Source organism: Streptococcus sp. C150, assembly GCF_000187445.1.
GTDB lineage: Bacteria > Bacillota > Bacilli > Lactobacillales > Streptococcaceae > Streptococcus > Streptococcus raffinosi.
Window position 1 is genome coordinate 33,672 of sequence record NZ_GL698451.1, and the last position, 20,080, is coordinate 53,751.

General features: G+C 37.6%; 20 protein-coding genes. 18 read left to right on the forward strand and 2 right to left on the reverse strand.

Annotation, left to right across the window (positions count from 1 at the left end; all coding sequences use genetic code 11):
* Positions 1 to 5 precede the first annotated feature (5 nt).
* The 16 genes from pgsA to rpsD all read left to right on the forward strand — a co-directional run bounded on the left by pgsA (position 6) and on the right by rpsD (position 16,052).
* Positions 6 to 548 (forward strand): CDP-diacylglycerol--glycerol-3-phosphate 3-phosphatidyltransferase, encoded by a 543-nt coding sequence (gene pgsA / locus HMPREF0848_RS08580; RefSeq protein WP_008535980.1) that lies wholly within the window; start codon positions 6 to 8, stop codon positions 546 to 548.
* A gap of 12 nt (positions 549 to 560) precedes the next feature.
* On the forward strand, positions 561 to 1,391 hold the full coding sequence (locus HMPREF0848_RS08585; RefSeq protein WP_008535981.1) for an energy-coupling factor ABC transporter ATP-binding protein: 831 nt from the start codon (positions 561 to 563) through the stop codon (positions 1,389 to 1,391).
* On the forward strand, positions 1,367 to 2,209 hold the full coding sequence (locus HMPREF0848_RS08590; protein ID WP_008535982.1) for an energy-coupling factor transporter ATPase: 843 nt from the start codon (positions 1,367 to 1,369) through the stop codon (positions 2,207 to 2,209). The genes HMPREF0848_RS08585 and HMPREF0848_RS08590 overlap by 25 nt, the downstream gene beginning before the upstream one ends.
* A complete protein-coding gene (locus HMPREF0848_RS08595) occupies positions 2,202 to 2,996 on the forward strand; it encodes an energy-coupling factor transporter transmembrane component T family protein (protein WP_008535983.1) in 795 nt (264 codons plus the stop codon). The genes HMPREF0848_RS08590 and HMPREF0848_RS08595 overlap by 8 nt, the downstream gene beginning before the upstream one ends.
* A 300-nt stretch (positions 2,997 to 3,296) precedes the next feature.
* Positions 3,297 to 3,878, forward strand: a complete 582-nt coding sequence (locus tag HMPREF0848_RS08600) for a LysM peptidoglycan-binding domain-containing protein (protein WP_002888141.1) — start codon at positions 3,297 to 3,299, stop codon at positions 3,876 to 3,878.
* 191 nt (positions 3,879 to 4,069) lie between these two features.
* The gene (locus HMPREF0848_RS08605) at positions 4,070 to 4,753 is read left to right on the forward strand and encodes a transglycosylase SLT domain-containing protein (RefSeq protein ID WP_050788008.1); all 684 of its coding nucleotides are present in this window, start codon (positions 4,070 to 4,072) and stop codon (positions 4,751 to 4,753) included.
* A 144-nt stretch (positions 4,754 to 4,897) separates the two neighbouring features.
* Complete coding sequence (locus HMPREF0848_RS08610; protein WP_037609461.1) at positions 4,898 to 6,607, forward strand: hypothetical protein; 1,710 nt, start codon at positions 4,898 to 4,900, stop codon at positions 6,605 to 6,607.
* Positions 6,608 to 6,751: 144 nt separating this feature from the next.
* Positions 6,752 to 7,873, forward strand: coding sequence for a tRNA 2-thiouridine(34) synthase MnmA (gene mnmA / locus HMPREF0848_RS08615; RefSeq protein ID WP_008535986.1), 1,122 nt, complete (start codon positions 6,752 to 6,754; stop codon positions 7,871 to 7,873).
* Positions 7,874 to 7,891: 18 nt separating this feature from the next.
* A complete protein-coding gene (locus HMPREF0848_RS08620) occupies positions 7,892 to 8,506 on the forward strand; it encodes a MarC family protein (RefSeq protein ID WP_008535990.1) in 615 nt (204 codons plus the stop codon).
* Positions 8,507 to 8,648: 142 nt separating this feature from the next.
* Positions 8,649 to 9,104 carry an NUDIX hydrolase gene (locus HMPREF0848_RS08625; protein ID WP_008535991.1) on the forward strand — a complete coding sequence of 152 codons (456 nt, stop codon included), beginning with the start codon at positions 8,649 to 8,651 and terminating at the stop codon, positions 9,102 to 9,104.
* 8 nt (positions 9,105 to 9,112) lie between these two features.
* The gene (gene mnmG / locus HMPREF0848_RS08630) at positions 9,113 to 11,014 is read left to right on the forward strand and encodes a tRNA uridine-5-carboxymethylaminomethyl(34) synthesis enzyme MnmG (RefSeq protein ID WP_008535992.1); all 1,902 of its coding nucleotides are present in this window, start codon (positions 9,113 to 9,115) and stop codon (positions 11,012 to 11,014) included.
* Positions 11,015 to 11,087: 73 nt separating this feature from the next.
* Positions 11,088 to 13,052 (forward strand): DHH family phosphoesterase, encoded by a 1,965-nt coding sequence (locus tag HMPREF0848_RS08635; RefSeq protein ID WP_008535995.1) that lies wholly within the window; start codon positions 11,088 to 11,090, stop codon positions 13,050 to 13,052.
* A gap of 1 nt (position 13,053) precedes the next feature.
* Positions 13,054 to 13,512, forward strand: coding sequence for a 50S ribosomal protein L9 (rplI, locus tag HMPREF0848_RS08640; protein WP_008535997.1), 459 nt, complete (start codon positions 13,054 to 13,056; stop codon positions 13,510 to 13,512).
* 42 nt (positions 13,513 to 13,554) lie between these two features.
* A complete protein-coding gene (gene dnaB / locus HMPREF0848_RS08645) occupies positions 13,555 to 14,916 on the forward strand; it encodes a replicative DNA helicase (RefSeq protein ID WP_008535998.1) in 1,362 nt (453 codons plus the stop codon).
* A 23-nt stretch (positions 14,917 to 14,939) separates the two neighbouring features.
* A complete protein-coding gene (locus HMPREF0848_RS08650) occupies positions 14,940 to 15,242 on the forward strand; it encodes a Veg family protein (RefSeq protein WP_002888157.1) in 303 nt (100 codons plus the stop codon).
* A 198-nt stretch (positions 15,243 to 15,440) separates the two neighbouring features.
* Positions 15,441 to 16,052 carry a 30S ribosomal protein S4 gene (gene rpsD / locus HMPREF0848_RS08655; protein WP_002885833.1) on the forward strand — a complete coding sequence of 204 codons (612 nt, stop codon included), beginning with the start codon at positions 15,441 to 15,443 and terminating at the stop codon, positions 16,050 to 16,052.
* Positions 16,053 to 16,276: 224 nt separating this feature from the next.
* Here the strand turns inward: rpsD and HMPREF0848_RS08660 are convergent, their stop codons facing one another.
* Positions 16,277 to 16,465, reverse strand: coding sequence for a hypothetical protein (locus tag HMPREF0848_RS08660; RefSeq protein ID WP_008535999.1), 189 nt, complete (start codon positions 16,463 to 16,465; stop codon positions 16,277 to 16,279).
* 115 nt (positions 16,466 to 16,580) lie between these two features.
* Between HMPREF0848_RS08660 and HMPREF0848_RS08665 the strand changes: the two genes are divergently transcribed.
* Complete coding sequence (locus HMPREF0848_RS08665) at positions 16,581 to 16,943, forward strand: DUF1304 domain-containing protein (RefSeq protein WP_008536000.1); 363 nt, start codon at positions 16,581 to 16,583, stop codon at positions 16,941 to 16,943.
* A gap of 80 nt (positions 16,944 to 17,023) precedes the next feature.
* On the opposite strand, the gene HMPREF0848_RS08670 is transcribed toward HMPREF0848_RS08665, so the two are convergent.
* The gene (locus tag HMPREF0848_RS08670; RefSeq protein WP_002888160.1) at positions 17,024 to 17,563 is read right to left on the reverse strand and encodes a TetR/AcrR family transcriptional regulator; all 540 of its coding nucleotides are present in this window, start codon (positions 17,561 to 17,563) and stop codon (positions 17,024 to 17,026) included.
* 128 nt (positions 17,564 to 17,691) lie between these two features.
* Between HMPREF0848_RS08670 and HMPREF0848_RS08675 the strand changes: the two genes are divergently transcribed.
* Entirely contained in the window at positions 17,692 to 20,061 is a 2,370-nt protein-coding gene (locus HMPREF0848_RS08675) for a YhgE/Pip domain-containing protein (protein ID WP_008536001.1), read from the forward strand.
* Positions 20,062 to 20,080: the final 19 nt, after the last annotated feature.

Consider the following 20,080-nt stretch of genomic DNA (forward strand, 5'->3'; position numbering starts at 1 on the left):
AAGAAATGTTCAAAAAAGAAAATTTACCTAATCTGCTAACCCTCGCTAGAATCATTTTAATCCCTGTCTTTTTAGTGATGACATCACTTGCTAGAAATAACGTAATGCATATTGCTGCAGCGATTGTTTTCGCAATTGCAAGTTTTACAGATTATTTAGATGGGTATTTGGCAAGAAAGTGGCATGTTGTTACTAATTTTGGAAAATTTGCAGATCCATTGGCAGATAAGATGTTAGTGATGTCAGCTTTTATTATGCTTGTTGGTATTAATCAAGCACCTGCATGGGTTGTTTCAGTTATTATTTGTCGAGAGCTAGCTGTTACAGGTCTCCGTCTTCTATTAGTTGAAAATGGGGGGACAGTTCTTGCTGCGGCTATGCCTGGTAAGATAAAAACAGTGACACAGATGCTATCTATTATTTTATTATTGTGTCATGTAAATCTTATAGGAATGATTATGCTTTATGTAGCTTTATTCTTTACGATTTACTCAGGCTATGATTATTTCAAAGGTGCAGGATTCTTATTTAGAGACACTTTTAAGTAGTACGATAAAACAATGATTGAAATAAAAAATTTAAAGTTTAAATATAATCAAGACCAGACATCTTATATTCTTGATGATGTGTCGTTTCACGTGAAACCTGGAGAGTGGCTATCCATTGTTGGTCATAATGGTTCCGGAAAATCCACGACAGCCCGTCTTATTGATGGACTACTGGTGGCTGAATCAGGTCATATTATTGTGGATGGACAAGAGTTGACAGAGGATAATGTTTGGGAGATTCGTAATAAGATTGGTATGGTCTTTCAAAATCCAGACAATCAATTTGTTGGGGCAACCGTTGAAGATGATGTTGCTTTTGGTCTTGAAAATAAAGGAATTGCTTATGAAGAGATGGTTTCTAGAGTTCAAGAAGCTTTATCTTTTGTAGGTATGTTGGAGTTTAAGGATAGAGAACCAGCTAGATTATCTGGCGGTCAAAAACAACGTGTGGCCATTGCAGGGATTATTGCTATGAGGCCGTCTATTTTGATTTTGGATGAGGCAACTAGCATGCTTGATCCAGAAGGACGTCAGGAATTGATTCAATCTATTAAAGCTATTCGTAAAGAATACGGCATGACTGTTTTATCAATTACTCATGATCTTGATGAGGTGACAATGAGTGACCGTGTTTTGGTTTTGAAGAAAGGTAAAGTGGAGTCTATTTCAAGTCCTCGTGAACTATTTAGTAGGGGCTCAGAATTGGTAGATTTAGGTTTGGATATCCCTTTCAGTGCATTATTAACTCAAAAGCTAAGAAATAAAGGTCTGATAGATTGTGAAGACTATCTGACAGAAAAGGAATTGGTAGAACAATTATGGGAATCTCTCTCGAAAATGTAAGTTATACTTATCAAGCGGGTACTCCTTTTGAGGGGCGTGCCCTTTTTGATATGACAACCACAATAAAAGATGGTTCATATACAGCCTTTATTGGACATACAGGAAGTGGTAAGTCAACCATCATGCAGTTGTTGAACGGACTTTATTTACCAACTAGCGGTCACGTCCAAGTTGATGATACTATTATAACTAGTCAATCCAAGAATAAGGAAATAAAGCCAATCCGTAAAAAGGTCGGGTTAGTTTTTCAATTTCCAGAAAGTCAGTTATTTGCAGAAACTGTTTTAGAAGATGTTTCTTTTGGACCTCAGAACTTCGGTATTTCTAAAGAGGAGGCAGAGCAGCGTGCTATTGAGAGTCTAAAATTAGTTGGTCTTCCAGAGGAGTTTTATAAACAGAATCCTTTTGATTTATCAGGAGGACAAATGCGACGTGCTGCTATAGCGGGTATTCTGGCTATGCAACCAGATATTCTAGTGTTGGATGAACCTACTGCTGGTCTTGATCCTCAGGGACGAAAGGAATTAATGACACTATTTAAACAATTACACCTTTCTGGAATGACAATTGTCTTAGTGACCCACCTGATGGATGATGTTGCTGATTACGCAACAGCTGTAAACGTTATGGAAAAAGGACATTTAGTATTGTCAGGAGCTCCTAAAGAAGTTTTCCAACAGGTCACCTTACTTAGAGAGAAGCAATTAGGCGTTCCAAAAATTACAGAGTTTGCGTTGCAGCTACAGAAAAAAGGTTATCACTTTGAAAGTCTTCCCATTACAATGGAGGAATTCGTAGAGGTATTAGCTAATGGATAAGTTAATTATTGGACGTTATATTGTCGGAAACTCTTTCATACATAGATTAGATCCTAGAAGTAAATTATTAGCCATGTTGGTTTACATTGTTATTATCTTTTTGGCCAATAATCCTTTGACTTATGTCATTATAACCCTGTTTACACTTTTCTTGGTTATCTTATCTAAAATTAAGCTTGGTTTTTTTCTAGGTGGTATTAAACCGATGATTTGGATTATTTTATTCTCTACGCTGTTTCAAGTGTTTTTCAATACAAAAGGGAATGTGCTTTGGTCTATCGGCTTTTTAAAGATTACTGAGGTTGGGTTAAATCAAGGATGGATGATTTTTCTTAGATTTATTCTTATTATTAGTTTTTCTACTTTGCTTACTCTAACGACAACACCTTTAAGCTTATCTGACGCCGTTGAATCTCTTTTAAAACCTATGACTGTTTTTAAAGTACCAGCACACGAAATTGGGTTAATGTTATCTTTAAGTTTACGTTTTGTACCAACTTTGATGGATGATACGATGCGAATTATGAATGCTCAAAAGGCGCGTGGAGTTGACTTTGGTGAAGGAAATATTATTCAAAAGGTACGCTCAATTATACCAATATTAATTCCTTTGTTTGCATCTAGCTTCAAACGGGCAGATGCTCTGGCGATTGCTATGGAAGCACGAGGCTATCAAGGTGGCGACGGCCGAACAAAATATCGTCGACTTTCATGGAATGGCCGAGATACTTTATCCATTGTTGCTATTTTAGCTTTGGGGGTAATACTTTTTTATCTTAAGAGTTAAGTGGTTAATATATATATAAACTAGGTCTTAAGACCTAGAACCATTGAAAGAACGCCCAAGTTGGCGTTCTTTTTCGTCTAATCCCAAACTGCCTGTAATATTTTTAATATCCCTAACAAGTGGATGTTATATTTGCACGGTATGATAGTTACATGGTTATAGTTCTTCAGCTTAATCTGGAATGAAAAATTCCCATATAGACTAAGCCATTTTATTTGCTTATTAGTCATCACCAAATAAAATAATAAAATATCATTGGCTAATATGGACTGAACTATAGATAGATAAAGGAGCATCATCATGCAAACAAAGAATACATCTAACACTAAAAAATTGGGTCTTTTTGGACTTGTTACAGTGGCAACGCTTGGGGCAACAGCTTTAGCTAATGCAGAAACTTACACAGTTCAAAAAGGTGATACCCTTTCAGCTATTGCCAAGAAGAATGGTACTACTGTCGATGAAATTGTTTCAAAAAATGGCATTCAAGATGCCAATAAGATTTCCGTAGGTCAAAACTTAACAATTAATGAAACTACAGAAGAGACTACAGAAGCCTCAGCTACGCCAACTACAACTGAAGCAGTTGCTGAATCAGCACAATCGGCAGAGTCTACACAAAGTGAAAGTACTCAAACAACAAATACAAGTCTTTCTTCCTCAGAGGCAGCTGCCAAGGAAGAAATTGCTCAACGTGAGTCAAGCGGTAGCTATACAGCTCAAAATGGCCAATATTATGGACGTTATCAATTGGCTGCCTCATATTTAAATGGGGACCTATCTCCTGAAAATCAAGAGAAAGTAGCAGATAATTATGTAGCAAGCCGTTATGGTTCATGGACTGCAGCTCTAGCTTTCTGGAATGCTAACGGTTGGTATTAAGCTAAATGACTTTATTTTAATGAATTGTGGGAAACTAGCTAAAACCTCATACAAATATGAAGAAAATGCCAGATTTTTGGCATTTTTTTATTTAAATGATAAATCATTGTAACATTAGACACATTACAAATAATGCACAGTAATATTACTAAGTTATGATGAATGTGGCTAGAATAAACTAGGAGGGATTTATGTTTAAAAGAAGTTATAAAGGACGTCGTGTCAAATTAGCAGCAAAAAAATCATTGACAGTGCCAGTAGCAATTGTAACAAGTTTTATTGTCGTTTTGGCAGTATCTCTTTCTACACTAATCAATAAGGGATTGGTTAATGCATTTTCAGATTCTGTTACACCGACTCCTTCACCAACGTCAACAGCGACAGAATCAACAGCAGATTTAGTCAAATCATCAACTATTAGCTCCAACAAAGAGAAAAAAGCTAACAAAGAAAACGTTGAAGAAAGTAAGCCTCAATCTGAGACAACAAGTGAAACAGTAGAAACACCTCAACAGTCTCAGCCAGAGACTACTACAACAAGTACTGAAACTACACAAACTCCAGATAAAGGGACAACACCTGCAGTTGCTGCGAGTGGCAATGGCTCAGTTATCCTTTCGAATGGCAATACTGCAGGAGAAATCGGCTCTTACGCCGCAGCACAAATGGCAGCTGCCACTGGCGTCCCTCAGTCAACTTGGGAGTCAATTATTGCGCGTGAGTCAAACGGTGATCATACCGCAGCAAATGGTTCAGGAGCATCGGGTCTTTTCCAAACAATGCCAGGATGGGGCTCAACAGCAACTGTTGAGGACCAAATTCAATCGGCTTTGAACGCCTATAATGCGCAAGGATTGTCAGCTTGGAATTACTAAGAAATTAAAGAAGTTGGGAGGAGACTCCCAGCTTTTTATTCTAGATGTAAGTAAGAGTCGTTTTATAGGGTTTTAGATTAGATTGTAACTATTATTAGGTAGGAATAGGCCTTTCTGTTATAATAGAAAATGAAAGGTTTGACAATGAAACAAATATTTAAATCAAGAGAGAGATTGTGGGTTAGTCTTTTTATTATTGGTTTTGCTATATTACTGGTTACGCCACAGCTATTTACTAGAAAAGTCATTTTAGGATCAGATTCTATATTTCACTATAACAGGTTTTATGAAGCTGCTATGCAATTAAAGAATGGTAATTTTTCTTACTTTCTATCCTTGTATGGTTTTCAACAGTCTGGACGTATTGTTAATGCCCTATATGGCCCTTTTTTTGCCTATTTACAAGGAGGGCTTATTTTAATAAGTGGTACTTGGTTCCGTTATCAGATTGTTTCCAGGGTATTGTTACATATATTGGCTGAATCTTCAATGTATGCGTTACTTAAGCAGTGTAAAGTTAAGACAAGCATTGCTTTGTCACTAGGTTTACTATATGCAACGACATTCTCTATTCAATATTGGACGATGCGTCAAGGCTTTTCTAGTTGGGGAGCTGCTCTATTACCCTATTGTTTCATTCCTGCTATTCATTATGTATTTTATCAACGAGTAGATCAAGTTAGACTAGCCCTATCAATGGCTTTAATTTTTCAGATTCATGTGCTTAGTGCTTTAATGCTAGCTATGATGTATCTTCCTTTTTATCTTTACACTTTTGTAAAGGCGACTACTTCTAAAAAAAAGGAAACTATTTTAAAAGTCTTAATAGCAGTTATTCTTTTTCTTTTATTGACTGTAAATGTATGGGGGGTGCTTCTCTATCTAAGAGGTGCGAATCATCTTTTAGATCCATTTATCAATAGGGAGATAGGTAAGAATGGAATTGATGGGACAGCAAGATATTGGCTATACACTCCAATATCCTTAATGGTTTTACTCATTTTACAGTTTATTTACGCTATTGTAAATTGGAAAAAACTAGCAAGGTGGAAGCGAATACTACATTTTATTTATTTCGTTTTCTTCTTTTTATCAACAGGTCTTTTTCCGTGGCAGTATCTGGTAGAAAATGGAAATACTTTTGCTGAGTTGATACAATTCCCATTTCGCTTTTTTGTTCCAGCTACTATATTGCTGTTGGCGATTACAGGGTTGACTGTCACACGTTTTGTAAATTGGCGAAAAAGTATTGCTGTTTTATTATTTGCCTTTGCAGGGGTTGGTCTAATTCAAAATATGATGGATACTACAGATCGTGTAAAGAGTGCAGCTCAAGATGGTGAACTTATTTCCATTGTTAAACATACTTACGTTGAAGGAGATTACCAGACGATAAGTCTTACCATGAATGACAGTGACCTGTCACAGTTTTTAAATTTAGTTGTCAAACCCACACCAGATTATGTACCTATCTATGGGACAATAGGTAAGCAAAACACTTACGATCTTTATTATGAAAACATTGTTACGAATCAAAGAACCGAAAAGTTAATCAAAGATAACTACCTCGTATTAACTTGGCAAGCTGATGAAGGGGAGGAATTGAATCTACCGATAGTTGTATATAAAGATTCCATCTTGACACTAAATGGTAAAGAACTAGACAAGGATGACTATAACTTGTCAACGATTGGTACGCCGACCGTTTCATCTCAAGAAGGAAAAAATAAACTTGAGTTACGGTATCAAGAACCAGAATGGTTATTTGTAGCAATAAGTGCCCCACTTATAGTTCTAGGAACAATAGGTTTACAGTGGCTTTACACAAAAATAAGTATAAAAAAGGTTGCCTAGTGGTAACCTTTTTGCATTATTCTTTAATCATGATATAATTAAGCTTGCGTGCTTTTACGCTTCAAAATCGACCTTCAAATCGATATTTGAATAACTAGACCCTTCAAGTCTATGTTAATTTTTATTTGATGGGAGGAGTTATCAATGACTGATAATTCAAAAACACGTGTTGTTGTCGGTATGAGTGGTGGCGTTGATTCATCAGTGACAGCCTTACTTTTAAAAGAGCAAGGCTATGATGTAATTGGTGTTTTCATGAAAAACTGGGATGACACAGATGAATTTGGTGTATGTACAGCAACCGAAGATTATAAAGATGTGGCAGCAGTAGCTGATCAGATTGGTATCCCGTATTACTCTGTCAACTTTGAGAAAGAGTACTGGGATCGTGTATTTGAGTATTTCCTTGCAGAATACCGCGCAGGTCGTACTCCTAATCCAGACGTTATGTGTAATAAGGAAATCAAGTTCAAGGCTTTCCTAGACTACGCTATGACATTGGGAGCAGACTACGTGGCTACAGGACATTATGCTCAAGTTGTTCGTGATGAAGATGGCATTGTCCATATGTTGCGTGGTGCAGATAACAATAAAGATCAAACCTACTTCCTTAGTCAGCTTTCACAAGAGCAGTTGCAGAAAACGATGTTTCCATTAGGACATCTACAAAAGCCAGAAGTTCGTGAGATTGCTGAACATGCAGGCCTTGCAACAGCCAAGAAAAAGGATTCGACAGGAATTTGTTTTATTGGTGAGAAAAACTTTAAAGAATTTCTTAGCCAATACTTGCCAGCTCAAAAAGGTCGTATGATGACTGTAGATGGTCGTGACATGGGTGAACATAACGGACTCATGTATTACACCATTGGTCAACGTGGTGGTATGGGCATTGGTGGCCAAAAAGGTGGCGATAATGCTCCTTGGTTTGTAGTTGGGAAAGATCTTTCGAAGAATATTCTTTACGTGGGTCAAGGTTTCCACCATGAGTCATTGATGTCAACTTCTCTTGACGCTTCAATGATTCATTTTACTCGAGATATGCTTGAAGAATTTGACATGGAGTGTACAGCAAAATTCCGTTATCGTCAACCTGATAGTAAAGTTACTGTAAAGGTTAAGGGTGATAAAGCAGAGGTTATTTTTGCTGAACCTCAGCGTGCGATTACACCTGGTCAAGCTGTTGTTTTCTATGATGGTCAGGAATGTTTGGGTGGCGGTATTATTGACCAAGCCTATAAAGACGGAAAAGTTTGTCAATATATCTAGATGAATGAAGTAAAAAGTATGAGTTCTCAATTTTTTTATGCGTTTATGTCCTTCTTTGCCATAATGAATCCCATTTCAAACCTTCCTGCTTATATGGCTTTAGTAGCAGATGATAGTCAAAAGATTTCACGAAAAATTGCATTTAAGAGTCTTTTAATTGCCTTTATAATTGTTACAGTCTTTGTCTTTTCTGGAGATTTGATTTTCAAAGTTTTTGGAATTACAATTGTTTCTTTCAGAATTGCTGGTGGAATATTAGTGGCCGTTATCGGTTATCATATGATTAATGGTAATCATTCACCTAGCTATAAAGGAATGGAGCAGCAAGCAGTAAATTCAGATCCAATGTCTATTGCTATTTCTCCTCTTGCAATGCCGCTTTTTGCAGGACCAGGAACAATTACAACTGCCTTAAGCTTGGCTAATGGAGGTTTGCGGAATCAACTAATAACCGTAGTTGCTTTTGCTCTACTATGTGTAATCACTTATCTCCTACTAAGAAGTGCAAAACAAATTGCAGGCTTCTTGGGAAAAAATTTGATGAAAATTATAACGAAAATGATGGGACTTTTACTATTCTCGATAGGAATACAGATGATTATCGTCAGTGTGCAGACCTTGCTCAAACAGTGATTTGCATTGACAAAATGATTTGATTTGATACAATAACTTTAACAATAGTCATGATGGTCAAAGCTCATGGGAGTTGTGCGTTTTTTTGCGTACAGTTTTCTGGAGTTTTGGCTATTTTTGTGTCGTTTTAAGGGAGGAAAAAATGCAATATCAGGATTTTCGGACGAAAATTGATTCCACTGTTTTTGGTGTGAGAGCGACTGCTTTGATTGTAAAAGACAATCGCTTGTTAGTCGTAGAAGATGAGGACAGTTTTTATACAATCGGGGGTGCTATTCAAGTGGATGAAGCTACTGAAGATGCTGTGGTTCGAGAAGTAAGAGAAGAACTTGGTGTCGCATCTAGAGCTGTTCAGTTAGCTTTCATTGTTGAAAATAGCTTTGAACAAACTGGGGTCCATTATCATAATATCGAGTTCCATTATTTAGTGGACTTGCTAGAAGATGCCCCTTTAACCATGCAAGAAGATGCGAAGCCATTACCTTGCCGGTGGCTTGCTTTAGATGACCTACATACTGTTAATCTGAAACCGGCATTTCTAAAAGCCACCTTACCAGAATGGGACGGACAATTACGACACATTCATCTTAAAGAGTAGGAGAAAAAATGACTTATAATTTTATAGAAGAGTACGATATTATTGTAATCGGAGCTGGTCATGCGGGAGTAGAAGCCTCCCTAGCTGCAGCTCGCATGGGTTGTAAGGTTTTACTAGCCACTATCAACCTCGAGATGCTGGCTTTTATGCCATGTAACCCTTCTATCGGTGGGTCAGCTAAGGGAATTGTTGTTCGTGAAATTGATGCCCTTGGTGGAGAGATGGGTAAAAACATCGACAAAACTTATATTCAAATGAAAATGCTTAATACCGGTAAGGGGCCTGCTGTTCGAGCCTTGCGTGCACAAGCAGATAAAGCTTTGTATGCTATGACAATGAAACATACAGTTGAACGCCAGGAAAACTTGACCCTCCGTCAATCAATGATTGATGACATACTTGTTGAAGATGGTAAGGTAGTTGGTGTAAGAACGGCAACAAATCAAAAATATGGAGCTAAGGCAGTTGTTGTAACAACAGGAACGGCTTTGCGTGGTGAAATTATCCTAGGAGAACTCAAATATTCATCAGGGCCAAATAATAGCCTTGCATCCGTTACTTTGGCTGATAATTTGAAAAAGCTTGGTCTTGAAATAGGTCGATTTAAAACGGGTACCCCTCCTCGTGTTAAGGCATCATCAATTAATTACGAAGAAACTGAAATTCAACCAGGTGACGAAAAGCCGAATCATTTTTCATTCTTGTCGAAGGATGAAGACTATCTTCAGGATCAAATTCCGTGTTGGCTAACGTATACGAATCAAGAAAGCCACGATATTATCAATAACAATTTACACCGTGCCCCAATGTTTTCAGGTATTGTCAAGGGTGTAGGACCTCGTTATTGTCCATCAATCGAAGATAAAATTGTCCGATTTGCCGATAAGAATCGTCATCAGCTTTTCCTTGAACCAGAGGGACGAGAAACTGAGGAAGTGTATGTACAAGGGCTTTCAACAAGTTTGCCTGAAGATGTTCAAAAAGAATTACTTCACTCAATCAAAGGTCTTGAAAAAGCGGAGATGATGCGAACTGGTTATGCGATTGAATATGATATCGTTCTCCCTCATCAATTGCGTGCAACACTTGAAACGAAGTTGATTTCGGGTCTCTTCACAGCAGGACAGACAAATGGAACGTCTGGATACGAGGAGGCAGCTGGCCAAGGTCTAGTTGCTGGTATTAATGCGGCTCTTAAAGTTCAAGGTAAACCTGAGCTTATCCTCAAACGTAGTGATGCCTATATTGGTGTAATGATTGACGATCTTGTCACGAAAGGAACCTTGGAGCCATATCGTTTATTGACATCACGCGCAGAGTATCGTCTCATATTACGTCATGATAATGCTGACATGCGCTTGACACCTATTGGTCGAGAAGTTGGTTTGGTTGACGATGAACGTTGGAATATCTTTGAAATCAAGAAAAATCAGTTTGACAGTGAGTTGACACGTCTGTCAAAAGAAAAATTGAAACCTGTCAAAGAAACGAATGAAAAAATTCAAGCCCTAGGCTTTAAGCCCTTGACAGATGCCATGACTGCTAAAGAGTTTATGCGTAGACCAGAGATTGATTATGCCACAGCTACTCAGTTTGTAGGTCCAGCTTCAGAAGATTTGGATGCTAAGATTATAGAGTTGCTTGAGACTGAAATCAAGTACGAAGGGTATATCAATAAAGCTTTGGATCAAGTAGCCAAGATGAAGCGTATGGAAGAAAAGAGAATTCCGAAAAATATTGATTGGGATGCTATTGATTCTATCGCTACTGAAGCTCGTCAAAAATTTAAGAAAATTAATCCTGAGACCATTGGTCAAGCGAGTCGTATTTCAGGGGTCAATCCAGCAGATATCTCTATTCTGATGGTTTACCTTGAAGGCAATAATAAGGCCCGTCGTAAAGTGGACTAACGGTAGTAATGCGTTTAAAAGCCTTTTAATTAGGGCTTTTTTATGTTATAATTACTAGATTAAGAGGTTTTATATGAAAAGATTTCACTTTGCAACGATTCATCTTGTAATGATAGGGTTAATTCTTTTTGGAATTGCTACCATCTTTGTTCGCGTTTTAAAATCTGAGTCTGCACTCATTTTTGCGCTTTTTATCATTATGGTAGTGGTTGTTGCCTTATTACATTACCAAAAGACAACATACGAATCCTTGGAAATAGAACAATTAGATGAACTAAATCAGGATGTTGAAGATTCTTTGAAGACCCTTCTTGGAAAAATGCCTGTTGGGGTAATTACTTTTGATGAGAATGATTATATTGAATGGTTTAATCCTTATGCGAAGCTAGTACTTTCGGATGAAAACGGAAACTTCAATAAGCAATTGGTTGCTAATTTTATTGCTCAGAAGCGTAAAGGATCACCATCCAATGTGATTACAGTTGGCGAAAACAAATATGCTGCTTTTGTTGACTTTGATAATAAGTTGATTTACTTTATTGATAATGTTTATAATCATGATACGAATACAGACCCAAATATGACACGTCCTGTTATCGGTATTATTTCAGTCGATAACTACGACGATGTGACAGGAAGTTTGCCAGATGCAGATGTTTCAAAGATCAATACATTCGTGGCAGGTTTTATTTCAGAGTTTGCCAAAGCTAAACACATCCATTATCGACGTATTGAAGGTGACCGTTTTTACTTTTTCACTAATTACAGGGTTTTGATGGAGTTCATGAATCAAAAGTTTTCTGTTTTAGATGATTTTCGTCAACAGGCTCAAGAACGTGGTTTACCACTGACACTGAGTATGGGGATCTCATTTGGAACAATTAAGCATGATCAAATCGGACAAGTGGCTTTGCAGAATCTTAACATTGCCCTTGTTCGTGGTGGGGATCAGGCTGTAGTCAAGGAAAATGACGATCACAAAGAATTACTATACTTTGGCGGAGGTTCTGTCTCAACGGTCAAGCGTTCTCGCACAAGAACAAGAGCTATGATGACAGCGATTTCGGATAAGTTGAAAACAGTCGAAAGAGTATTTGTTGTTGGACACCAGAATTTGGATATGGATGCCCTAGGTGCTACTGTCGGAATGGCTCACTTTGCTAGTCAGATTGTTCGAAAGAGCTTTGCTGTTTACGATGATGAATCTATGAATGCTGATATTGCGCGTGCAGTTAATCGTTTGAAGGAGGATGGACAGTCACCACTGATTACACTTTCAGAGGCTGAGGAACTAGTTAATCAGAATTCATTGCTGATTATGGTCGACCATTCTAAAGTAAATCTGACTTTATCTAAGAGTTTCTATACTCGATTTAACGAAGTTATTGTCGTAGACCACCATCGTCGTGATGATGATTTCCCTGAAAATGCCGTTTTGACTTTCATTGAAAGTGGAGCAAGCTCTGCTTGTGAGTTGGTTACGGAATTGTTGCAATTTCAAGGGGCTCCAGAGCGGTTAAGTAAAATTCAAGCTTCTATCCTCATGGCAGGCATAATGCTAGATACGAAAAACTTCTCTACTCGTGTAACAAGTCGAACGTTTGATGTTGCCTCATACCTTCGTAGTTTAGGAAGTGATAGTGGAGAGATTCAAACGATTTCGGCTACGGACTTTGAGGAGTATCGACGTATTAATGAGTTGATTTTAGCAGGTGATCGAATTACCAACGATATTATCGTTGCTATGGGTGAAGATCATAAATGCTACAATAATGTTGTCATTTCAAAAGCAGCAGATACGATGCTTGCTATGGCTGGAATCGAAGCCACTTTTGTTATCGCTCGTACAAGCGATTCTACGGTAAATATATCTGCTCGAAGTCATAAAACAATTAATGTGCAACGTATTATGGAAAAGTTAGGTGGCGGAGGGCATTTCAACTTAGCTGCCTGTCAAATAAGAGATTGTGGTGTTGCGCAGGTAAAAAATAAATTAATTGAAACTATTATGGGAGAGTTGGCTCCTAAGGAGGACTAAAATGAAAGTTATTTTCTTACAAGACGTTAAAGGAAAAGGAAAAAAAGGTGAAATCAAAGAAGTACCGTCAGGTTACGCTCAAAACTTCTTGATTAAAAAGAACCTTGCTAAAGAAGCAACAAACCAAGCCATCGGTGAGTTGAAAGGTAAACAAAAATCTGAAGAAAAACATGCTGCAGAGTTGTTAGCTGAAGCAAAATACGTTAAAGAGCAACTTGAGAAGGAAGAAAATCGTCTTCAATTTACTGAGAAGGTTGGACCAGACGGTCGTACTTTTGGTTCAATTACAGCCAAAAAGATTGCAGAAGGGCTTCAGAAACAATTTGGAATCAAGGTTGATAAACGTCATATTGAACTTGAACATCCTATTCGTGCGATTGGTTTGATTGAGGTTCCTGTAAAGCTTCATAAAGAAGTAAGTGCAAAAATTAAGCTTAATATCAAAAATAGTGCTGAGTAAACCTTGACACTATAAGTAAATCTTGTAAAGGAGGGAGTAATTGTGTCAGAACCTCAAGAATTACGGGTACAACCTCAGGACTTAGTGGCTGAGCAGTCTGTTCTGGGTGCTATTTTTATTAATCCTGACAAGTTGATTGCAGTTCGAGAATATATCGAAGCAGATGACTTTTACAAGTATTCCCATCGTGTCATTTTTAAAGCAATGGTGACTCTGTCGGATCGAAATGAAGCCATTGATGCCACGACAGTACGTACCATTCTAGATGACCAAGATGACCTCCAAAATATAGGGGGTATTTCTTATCTTGTAGATTTGGTCAATAGTGTACCCACATCTGCCAATGCTGAATACTATGCTAAAATTGTGGCTGAGAAAGCCATGCTTCGTCGTATTATAAGTAGATTGACAGAGACTGTCAACCAAGCCTATGAGGGTTCAACTGAATCTGATGAAATCATTGCAAATGCCGAAAAAGCCTTGGTGGATGTTTCGGAGCATAGTAATCGTAGTGGTTTTCGTAAAATATCTGATGTTCTTGATGTCAACTTTAATACTTTGGAGATGCGTTCACAACAAACGTCGGATGTTACCGGATTGCCAACTGGTTTCCGTGATCTTGACAAAATTACAACAGGTTTACACCCTGATCAATTAATTATTTTAGCAGCTCGTCCTGCTGTTGGTAAAACAGCTTTCGTTCTAAACATTGCTCAGAACGTTGGCACCAAGCAAAATAAAGCTGTTGCAGTTTTCTCACTAGAGATGGGGGCGGAAAGTTTAGTAGATCGTATGTTGGCTTCAGAAGGTATGATTGATTCCCATGCTTTACGTACAGGTCAATTGACAGAGCAAGATTGGAATAATGTTATGATTGCTCAGGGAGCTCTGGCCGAGGCACCTATTTACATTGATGATACTCCTGGTATTAAGATTACTGAGATTCGGGCACGGTCTCGTAAATTGTCACAGGAAGTAGAGGGTGGTCTAGGTCTTATTGTCATTGACTATTTACAGTTGATTACAGGGACACGGCCAGAAAATCGCCAACAAGAGGTATCAGATATTTCTAGACAGTTAAAAATTTTGGCCAAGGAGCTCAAAGTTCCTGTAATTGCCTTGAGTCAGTTATCTCGTGGCGTGGAACAACGTCAGGATAAACGTCCTGTGTTGTCTGATATCCGTGAGTCAGGATCTATCGAGCAGGATGCCGATATTGTTGCCTTTTTATATCGTGAGGATTACTATCGAAAAGAAGGCAAAGAACCAGAGAACGAGATTGAAGATAATACAATTGAAGTTATTCTGGAGAAAAATCGTGCTGGAGCGCGTGGAACGGTTAAATTGCTATTTCAAAAAGAGTATAATAAATTTTCATCGATTGCTCAGTTTGAGGAATCATAACTTTCAGATTTAAGGAGATATATATGAGTGATGCATTTGCAGATGTTGCCAAGATGAAAAACATCAAGGAAGCTATTAAGGCCCATGAAGGTCAGTTGGTGGAATTGACCCTAGAGAATGGTCGTAAACGTGAAAAGAACAAGATTGGCCGTTTGACGGAAGTCTATCCATCGTTGTTTATTGTTGAATATCAAGACTTCAGTTCTCAAGCAGGAGCTATTAACAATAGTTATGTTGAGTCTTATACTTATTCAGACATCTTGACTGAAAAGACCCTTATTCGCTATTTGAGTCCTGAGGAACAGGCTGAAATTGAGAATAAATAATAAAAAGCCTTTACTTGGGCTTTTTTTCGTGGTAAACTATTAAAGTATGTGAAATAATAGCAGGATAAAATGAAGCTCGTCAACAGGAAGTCAGCTAAAAAAGTAACCTTTGCTGTTTGGGCGAAGTCTTTCTGAACGAATCAGGTTTATCTAAAACGTTATTTCCTAAAAAATATTTTTTATAGGAGGACATTATTAATGTCACGTTATACAGGTCCATCATGGAAACAATCACGTCGCCTTGGTTTCTCACTTACAGGAACAGGTAAAGAATTGGCACGTCGTAACTACGTACCAGGTCAACACGGTCCAAACAACCGTTCAAAACTTTCAGAATACGGTTTGCAATTGGCTGAAAAACAAAAACTTCGTTTCTCATACGGTTTGGGTGAAAAACAATTCCGTAACTTGTTCGTACAAGCTACTAAAGTTAAAGGTGGAACACTTGGTTTCAACTTTATGGTTCTTTTGGAACGTCGTCTTGACAACGTTGTTTACCGTCTTGGTCTTGCAACTACTCGTCGTCAAGCACGTCAATTCGTAAACCACGGTCATATCCTTGTTGATGGTAAACGTGTTGATATCCCATCATACCGCGTTGAAGTTGGTCAAGTAATTTCAGTTCGTGAAAAATCAGCTAAAGTTCCTGCTATCCTTGAAGCAGTAGAAGCTACTATCGGACGTCCAGCATTCGTATCATTTGATGCTGAAAAACTTGAAGGTTCATTGACACGTCTTCCAGAGCGCGATGAAATCAACCCAGAAATCAACGAAGCACTTGTCGTTGAATTCTACAACAAAATGCTTTAATTTTAAGATTATTGTATTAAAGCCCATTTTTATGGGCTTTTTCTTTGTTTTCAAAGACTATTTCGACAATTTGCTTACCTTTTTGCTTACTTTTATATAGATTTTAGAGCCATTTCATAGAATGAGACGGCTTTTCTGTTTTCTAATATTAAAAATCCCCTAGTCTATCTAATACAAGTGACTAGGGGTTTGAAATATTATGATAGATGACTTTGAGGTATTGATTATTTATTATCCAATCCCCCTTCAAAATCTGCTGAAACATTCTCAACGTAGTTAGTGAAGTAGGTTTCAAAATCATTTTTTAGTTGGTCGTACTCCTCTTCGGAGTAATCTCTATCCTCTATATAAGCCTGAAATCTAGGGATTTTCAAATCTTTTTGGAGACGCTCAATTACTTCTGTCTTTGTCATAAAAACCTCTCTTTCACACTTTATTTTACCATATTTTAAATCGAATAAAGTATTTAGGTTGTTTTAGAGTTTTACTTTTAATATACTGTCAAAGTTACTCAAGAAGGGAGATATCATGTCTATTATTACACTAATCTTAGCTGGGATTGTTGCTTTGGAACATCTCTATATCATGTATTTGGAAACTTTTGCGACGCATTCGTACACGGCTAGTCGTGTTTTCAATATGAGCAAAGAAGAACTTCAACGTGATTCTGTTACAAACTTATTTAAAAATCAAGGAATTTACAATGGTTTGATTGCTGTGTTCCTCTTGTATGGTATTTTTACAAATAGTCAACTACTTGTAACGATTTTTATCCTTAATGTTTTCTTTGCTGCTGTTTATGGTGCTGTAACTGCTAATAAGAAAATTATTTTAACTCAAGGTGGACCTGCAATTTTGACCTTGTTTTCACTTATTATCCCTTTATTTTAGGGACTTAATTGTAGAAGAAAAAAGCTGCTTTAACCATTGAGATGGTTAAAGCAGCTTTTTGTGTACTTCTATATATTGCTTTATTGAGGAATAAATCGTAGAAGAAAGTCTGTCATTTCTTGAGGAGATTCTTTTTTTCCTTTATTTATCCAGGCTTGACAAGCGCCAAAAATAGCATGCGCAAAATAAATACTGGCATAGTCTTTCTCGAATCCTTTGAGAGCCCTTTCTTCAGCAGTAGGGACAATGAAGTCCTCAGCTATCATACGCTGAAGTTTATGTATCAGAAAATCTTGAATTTCTTTTGATCCATTTGTAGACAATAGAGCTGACAGGAGCTTTTCACGAGTGAGAAAATCAAAGATTTCGAGAAAGGCTCCCTCTTTCTTTCCTTCATATTTATCAAAGATGTATTCTAGTTTATGAAAAAGCTCTTTTTGATAACTATCAATCATCTCATACTTATCTTTGTAGTGAGTATAGAAACTAGAACGGCTAATCCCAGCTGTTTGAACTAGACGAATAGTTGTAATCTCATTGAAATCTTGGTCCTTAAGACATATTACTAAAGCATCTAAAAGTGCTTTTTTAGTTTGCTCGCGCCGTTGATCTTGTGTCATATGTTTCTCCTTTTATACACTTTTAGACGTTGTGTCCAAAAAATAATTCTTTAATATTGATTTTCATATAAATGAGTTTATAATTGATTATATCATAAAAATAAACACACTGTCTAAAAAGGAGAAATATGTTAGCAGAATTAAAGGCTCTTATTAAAAGTCCAAAGCTATGGATAACTATTATTGGGGTCTCATTGATACCCGCTTTGTATAATCTAATCTTTTTATCTTCTATGTGGAATCCTTATGGCAATGTCAAACATTTGCCAGTGGCGGTAGTAAATAAAGATAAGAGTGCTAGTTTTCAGAATAAAACTCTAAATATTGGTCATGATATGGTAGACAATATGTCTAAAAATAAAAATCTGGACTATCATTTTGTGACTGAAAAGGAGGCACAAAAAGGAATAGATGATGGTAATTACTATATGGTGATTACTTTCCCAGAAAACCTCTCAAGTAATGCAGCAAGCCTTTTGACTAATGATCCTAAGAAACTGGAAATTTCTTATCAAACAACAGCAGGACATAGCTTCGTTTCTTCAAAAATGAGCGATTCTGCCATATCTAAGTTAAAGGATACCGTTTCTAAAAATATTACATCAACTTATGTTGGAGCTGTCTTTAAGAGCATGTCTCAACTTCAGGGTGGTATGGGAACTGCAGCGAATGGGGCCAGTCAATTATATGCAGGTGCAGGTGCACTTCAATCTGGAAGTCAAACCTTATCAAATGGCCTAGGAACTCTTGCTGGTTCGACACAAACATTGGCGACAGGTGTAGATACCTTGAGTTCAGGCGCATCTGCTTATACTTCAGGTGTGTCAACTTTGTCAGGTGCTTTGTCACAGTTAAATAGTAACTCTGAGGCTGTCAATTCTGCTGCAGGTCAATTTGCTTCAGGTGCAGAAGCTATGAACGCTCTGGTAACTGGTGCAGATTCTTTGTCTACAGCACTTAGTCAAATGGCTACAGCAACAAGTTTATCTGAAGAACAGCAAGCACAGTTGTCAACCTTGTCAACTAATTTAACTGATTTGAATACAGCAATTCAAAATCTTAATACAGCAGTAAGTAATACATCATTACCTAGTGGAACATCAACAACATCAGTAGATACAAGTTCAATAGCGACTTATCTTTCAAATATCTCTTCTGCAGCTAGCTCTATAGCCACAGCTAGTGCCACTGACAAAGCGAACGATTTAGCTGCGGTACAAGGAACAGCTGCATATCAGAGCTTGACAGCAGATCAACAAGCAGAGATTACATCAGCAATTAGTAATGCAGGATCGACAGCTAGTAGTTATGCTTCAACTATTGCATCAGATGTGTCAAGTATGTCAACAGCTTTATCTAGCTTGACAGGTACGACAACTACAGGTAGTGGAGATTCAAGTAATTTAGCTACTTTACAAACGTCGATTTCAGGTATTGCTAGTTCAGCCAATGCCCTTCTTCCAGCAGCCTCATCGACTGTATCATCAATGCAATCTAATATTGCTAGTCTCAATTCAGTACTTGTCAATCAATTGTCACCTGGAGCAAGTCAGGTTGCCTCAGGTGTGTCAACAGCTCAAAGTACTTTAGCTACAGGTGCAAGCAATCTCTCAACAGGTTTGTCAACCTACACAGGTGCTGTGTCAACAATTGCCAGTGGCGCTCAAACTCTAGATGCTAATAGTAGTAGCTTGTTGTCTGGATTTGCCAGTCTTCAAAATGGTACAAATGCTCTCAATACAGGTACCCAACAATTAGCAACCGGAGGAAATACTTTGACAAGTGGATTGACAAGTCTGTCAACCAACCTCTCTACATTGTCTGACTCGTTAAATAAGGCTAATCAGCAACTATCTCTTGTTTCGGTAAAATCAGACAATGCAAAAATGGTTAGTGCTCCGCTCAATGAGAAGAAAACAGATAAGGATAAGGTTGACACAAATGGTGTGGGAATGGCTCCATATATGATTTCTGTTTCTCTTATGGTTGTAGCTCTTTCAACCAATGTCATCTTTGCTAAGAGTCTGACAGGAAGAAACTTTACTAGCCGTTTTGACTGGGCTAAGAATAAGTTATTTATCAATGGTATTATTACGACAATGGCTGCTATTGCCCTTTATATTGCTATTCGATTTGTGGGGGTTGTACCAAATCATCCATTAGCTACATTTGGTATGATTCTCCTTGCAGCATGGACTTTGATGGCTCTGGTTACAGCCCTTGTAGGTTGGGATGATAGATATGGTGCATTTGCTTCCATGATTATGCTACTTTTGCAGCTAGGTTCTAGTGCAGGAACTTATCCGATTGAACTAAGTCCTAAGTTCTTTAAGGTCGTTCAACCATTCCTACCAATGTCTTACTCCGTGTCAGGTCTTCGTCAAACGATTTCTATGACAGGACAAATCTCAAATCAGGTACGCATGCTATTCATTTTCTTACTTATTTTTGTAGTTGTAGGTATTGTTATTTATAGACCAAAGTCTGAGAATGTATAAACTAAAAGTCAGCTCTAAT

What these genes read in the sequence shown, in the direction of transcription:
- HMPREF0848_RS08675 (WP_008536001.1), top strand. Translation starts at nt 17,692, where the DNA reads ATGTTAGCAGAATTAAAGGCTCTTATTAAAAGTCCAAAGCTATGGATA.
- HMPREF0848_RS08605 (WP_050788008.1), top strand. Translation starts at nt 4,070, where the DNA reads ATGTTTAAAAGAAGTTATAAAGGACGTCGTGTCAAATTAGCAGCAAAA.
- HMPREF0848_RS08635 (WP_008535995.1), top strand. Translation starts at nt 11,088, where the DNA reads ATGAAAAGATTTCACTTTGCAACGATTCATCTTGTAATGATAGGGTTA.
- mnmA (WP_008535986.1), top strand. Translation starts at nt 6,752, where the DNA reads ATGACTGATAATTCAAAAACACGTGTTGTTGTCGGTATGAGTGGTGGC.
- pgsA (WP_008535980.1), top strand. Translation starts at nt 6, where the DNA reads ATGTTCAAAAAAGAAAATTTACCTAATCTGCTAACCCTCGCTAGAATC.
- HMPREF0848_RS08595 (WP_008535983.1), top strand. Translation starts at nt 2,202, where the DNA reads ATGGATAAGTTAATTATTGGACGTTATATTGTCGGAAACTCTTTCATA.
- HMPREF0848_RS08625 (WP_008535991.1), top strand. Translation starts at nt 8,649, where the DNA reads ATGCAATATCAGGATTTTCGGACGAAAATTGATTCCACTGTTTTTGGT.
- rpsD (WP_002885833.1), top strand. Translation starts at nt 15,441, where the DNA reads ATGTCACGTTATACAGGTCCATCATGGAAACAATCACGTCGCCTTGGT.
- HMPREF0848_RS08665 (WP_008536000.1), top strand. Translation starts at nt 16,581, where the DNA reads ATGTCTATTATTACACTAATCTTAGCTGGGATTGTTGCTTTGGAACAT.
- rplI (WP_008535997.1), top strand. Translation starts at nt 13,054, where the DNA reads ATGAAAGTTATTTTCTTACAAGACGTTAAAGGAAAAGGAAAAAAAGGT.
- HMPREF0848_RS08590 (WP_008535982.1), top strand. Translation starts at nt 1,367, where the DNA reads ATGGGAATCTCTCTCGAAAATGTAAGTTATACTTATCAAGCGGGTACT.
- HMPREF0848_RS08650 (WP_002888157.1), top strand. Translation starts at nt 14,940, where the DNA reads ATGAGTGATGCATTTGCAGATGTTGCCAAGATGAAAAACATCAAGGAA.
- HMPREF0848_RS08585 (WP_008535981.1), top strand. Translation starts at nt 561, where the DNA reads ATGATTGAAATAAAAAATTTAAAGTTTAAATATAATCAAGACCAGACA.
- HMPREF0848_RS08670 (WP_002888160.1), bottom strand. Translation starts at nt 17,563, where the DNA reads ATGACACAAGATCAACGGCGCGAGCAAACTAAAAAAGCACTTTTAGAT.
- HMPREF0848_RS08620 (WP_008535990.1), top strand. Translation starts at nt 7,892, where the DNA reads ATGAGTTCTCAATTTTTTTATGCGTTTATGTCCTTCTTTGCCATAATG.
- mnmG (WP_008535992.1), top strand. Translation starts at nt 9,113, where the DNA reads ATGACTTATAATTTTATAGAAGAGTACGATATTATTGTAATCGGAGCT.
- HMPREF0848_RS08600 (WP_002888141.1), top strand. Translation starts at nt 3,297, where the DNA reads ATGCAAACAAAGAATACATCTAACACTAAAAAATTGGGTCTTTTTGGA.
- HMPREF0848_RS08610 (WP_037609461.1), top strand. Translation starts at nt 4,898, where the DNA reads ATGAAACAAATATTTAAATCAAGAGAGAGATTGTGGGTTAGTCTTTTT.
- HMPREF0848_RS08660 (WP_008535999.1), bottom strand. Translation starts at nt 16,465, where the DNA reads ATGACAAAGACAGAAGTAATTGAGCGTCTCCAAAAAGATTTGAAAATC.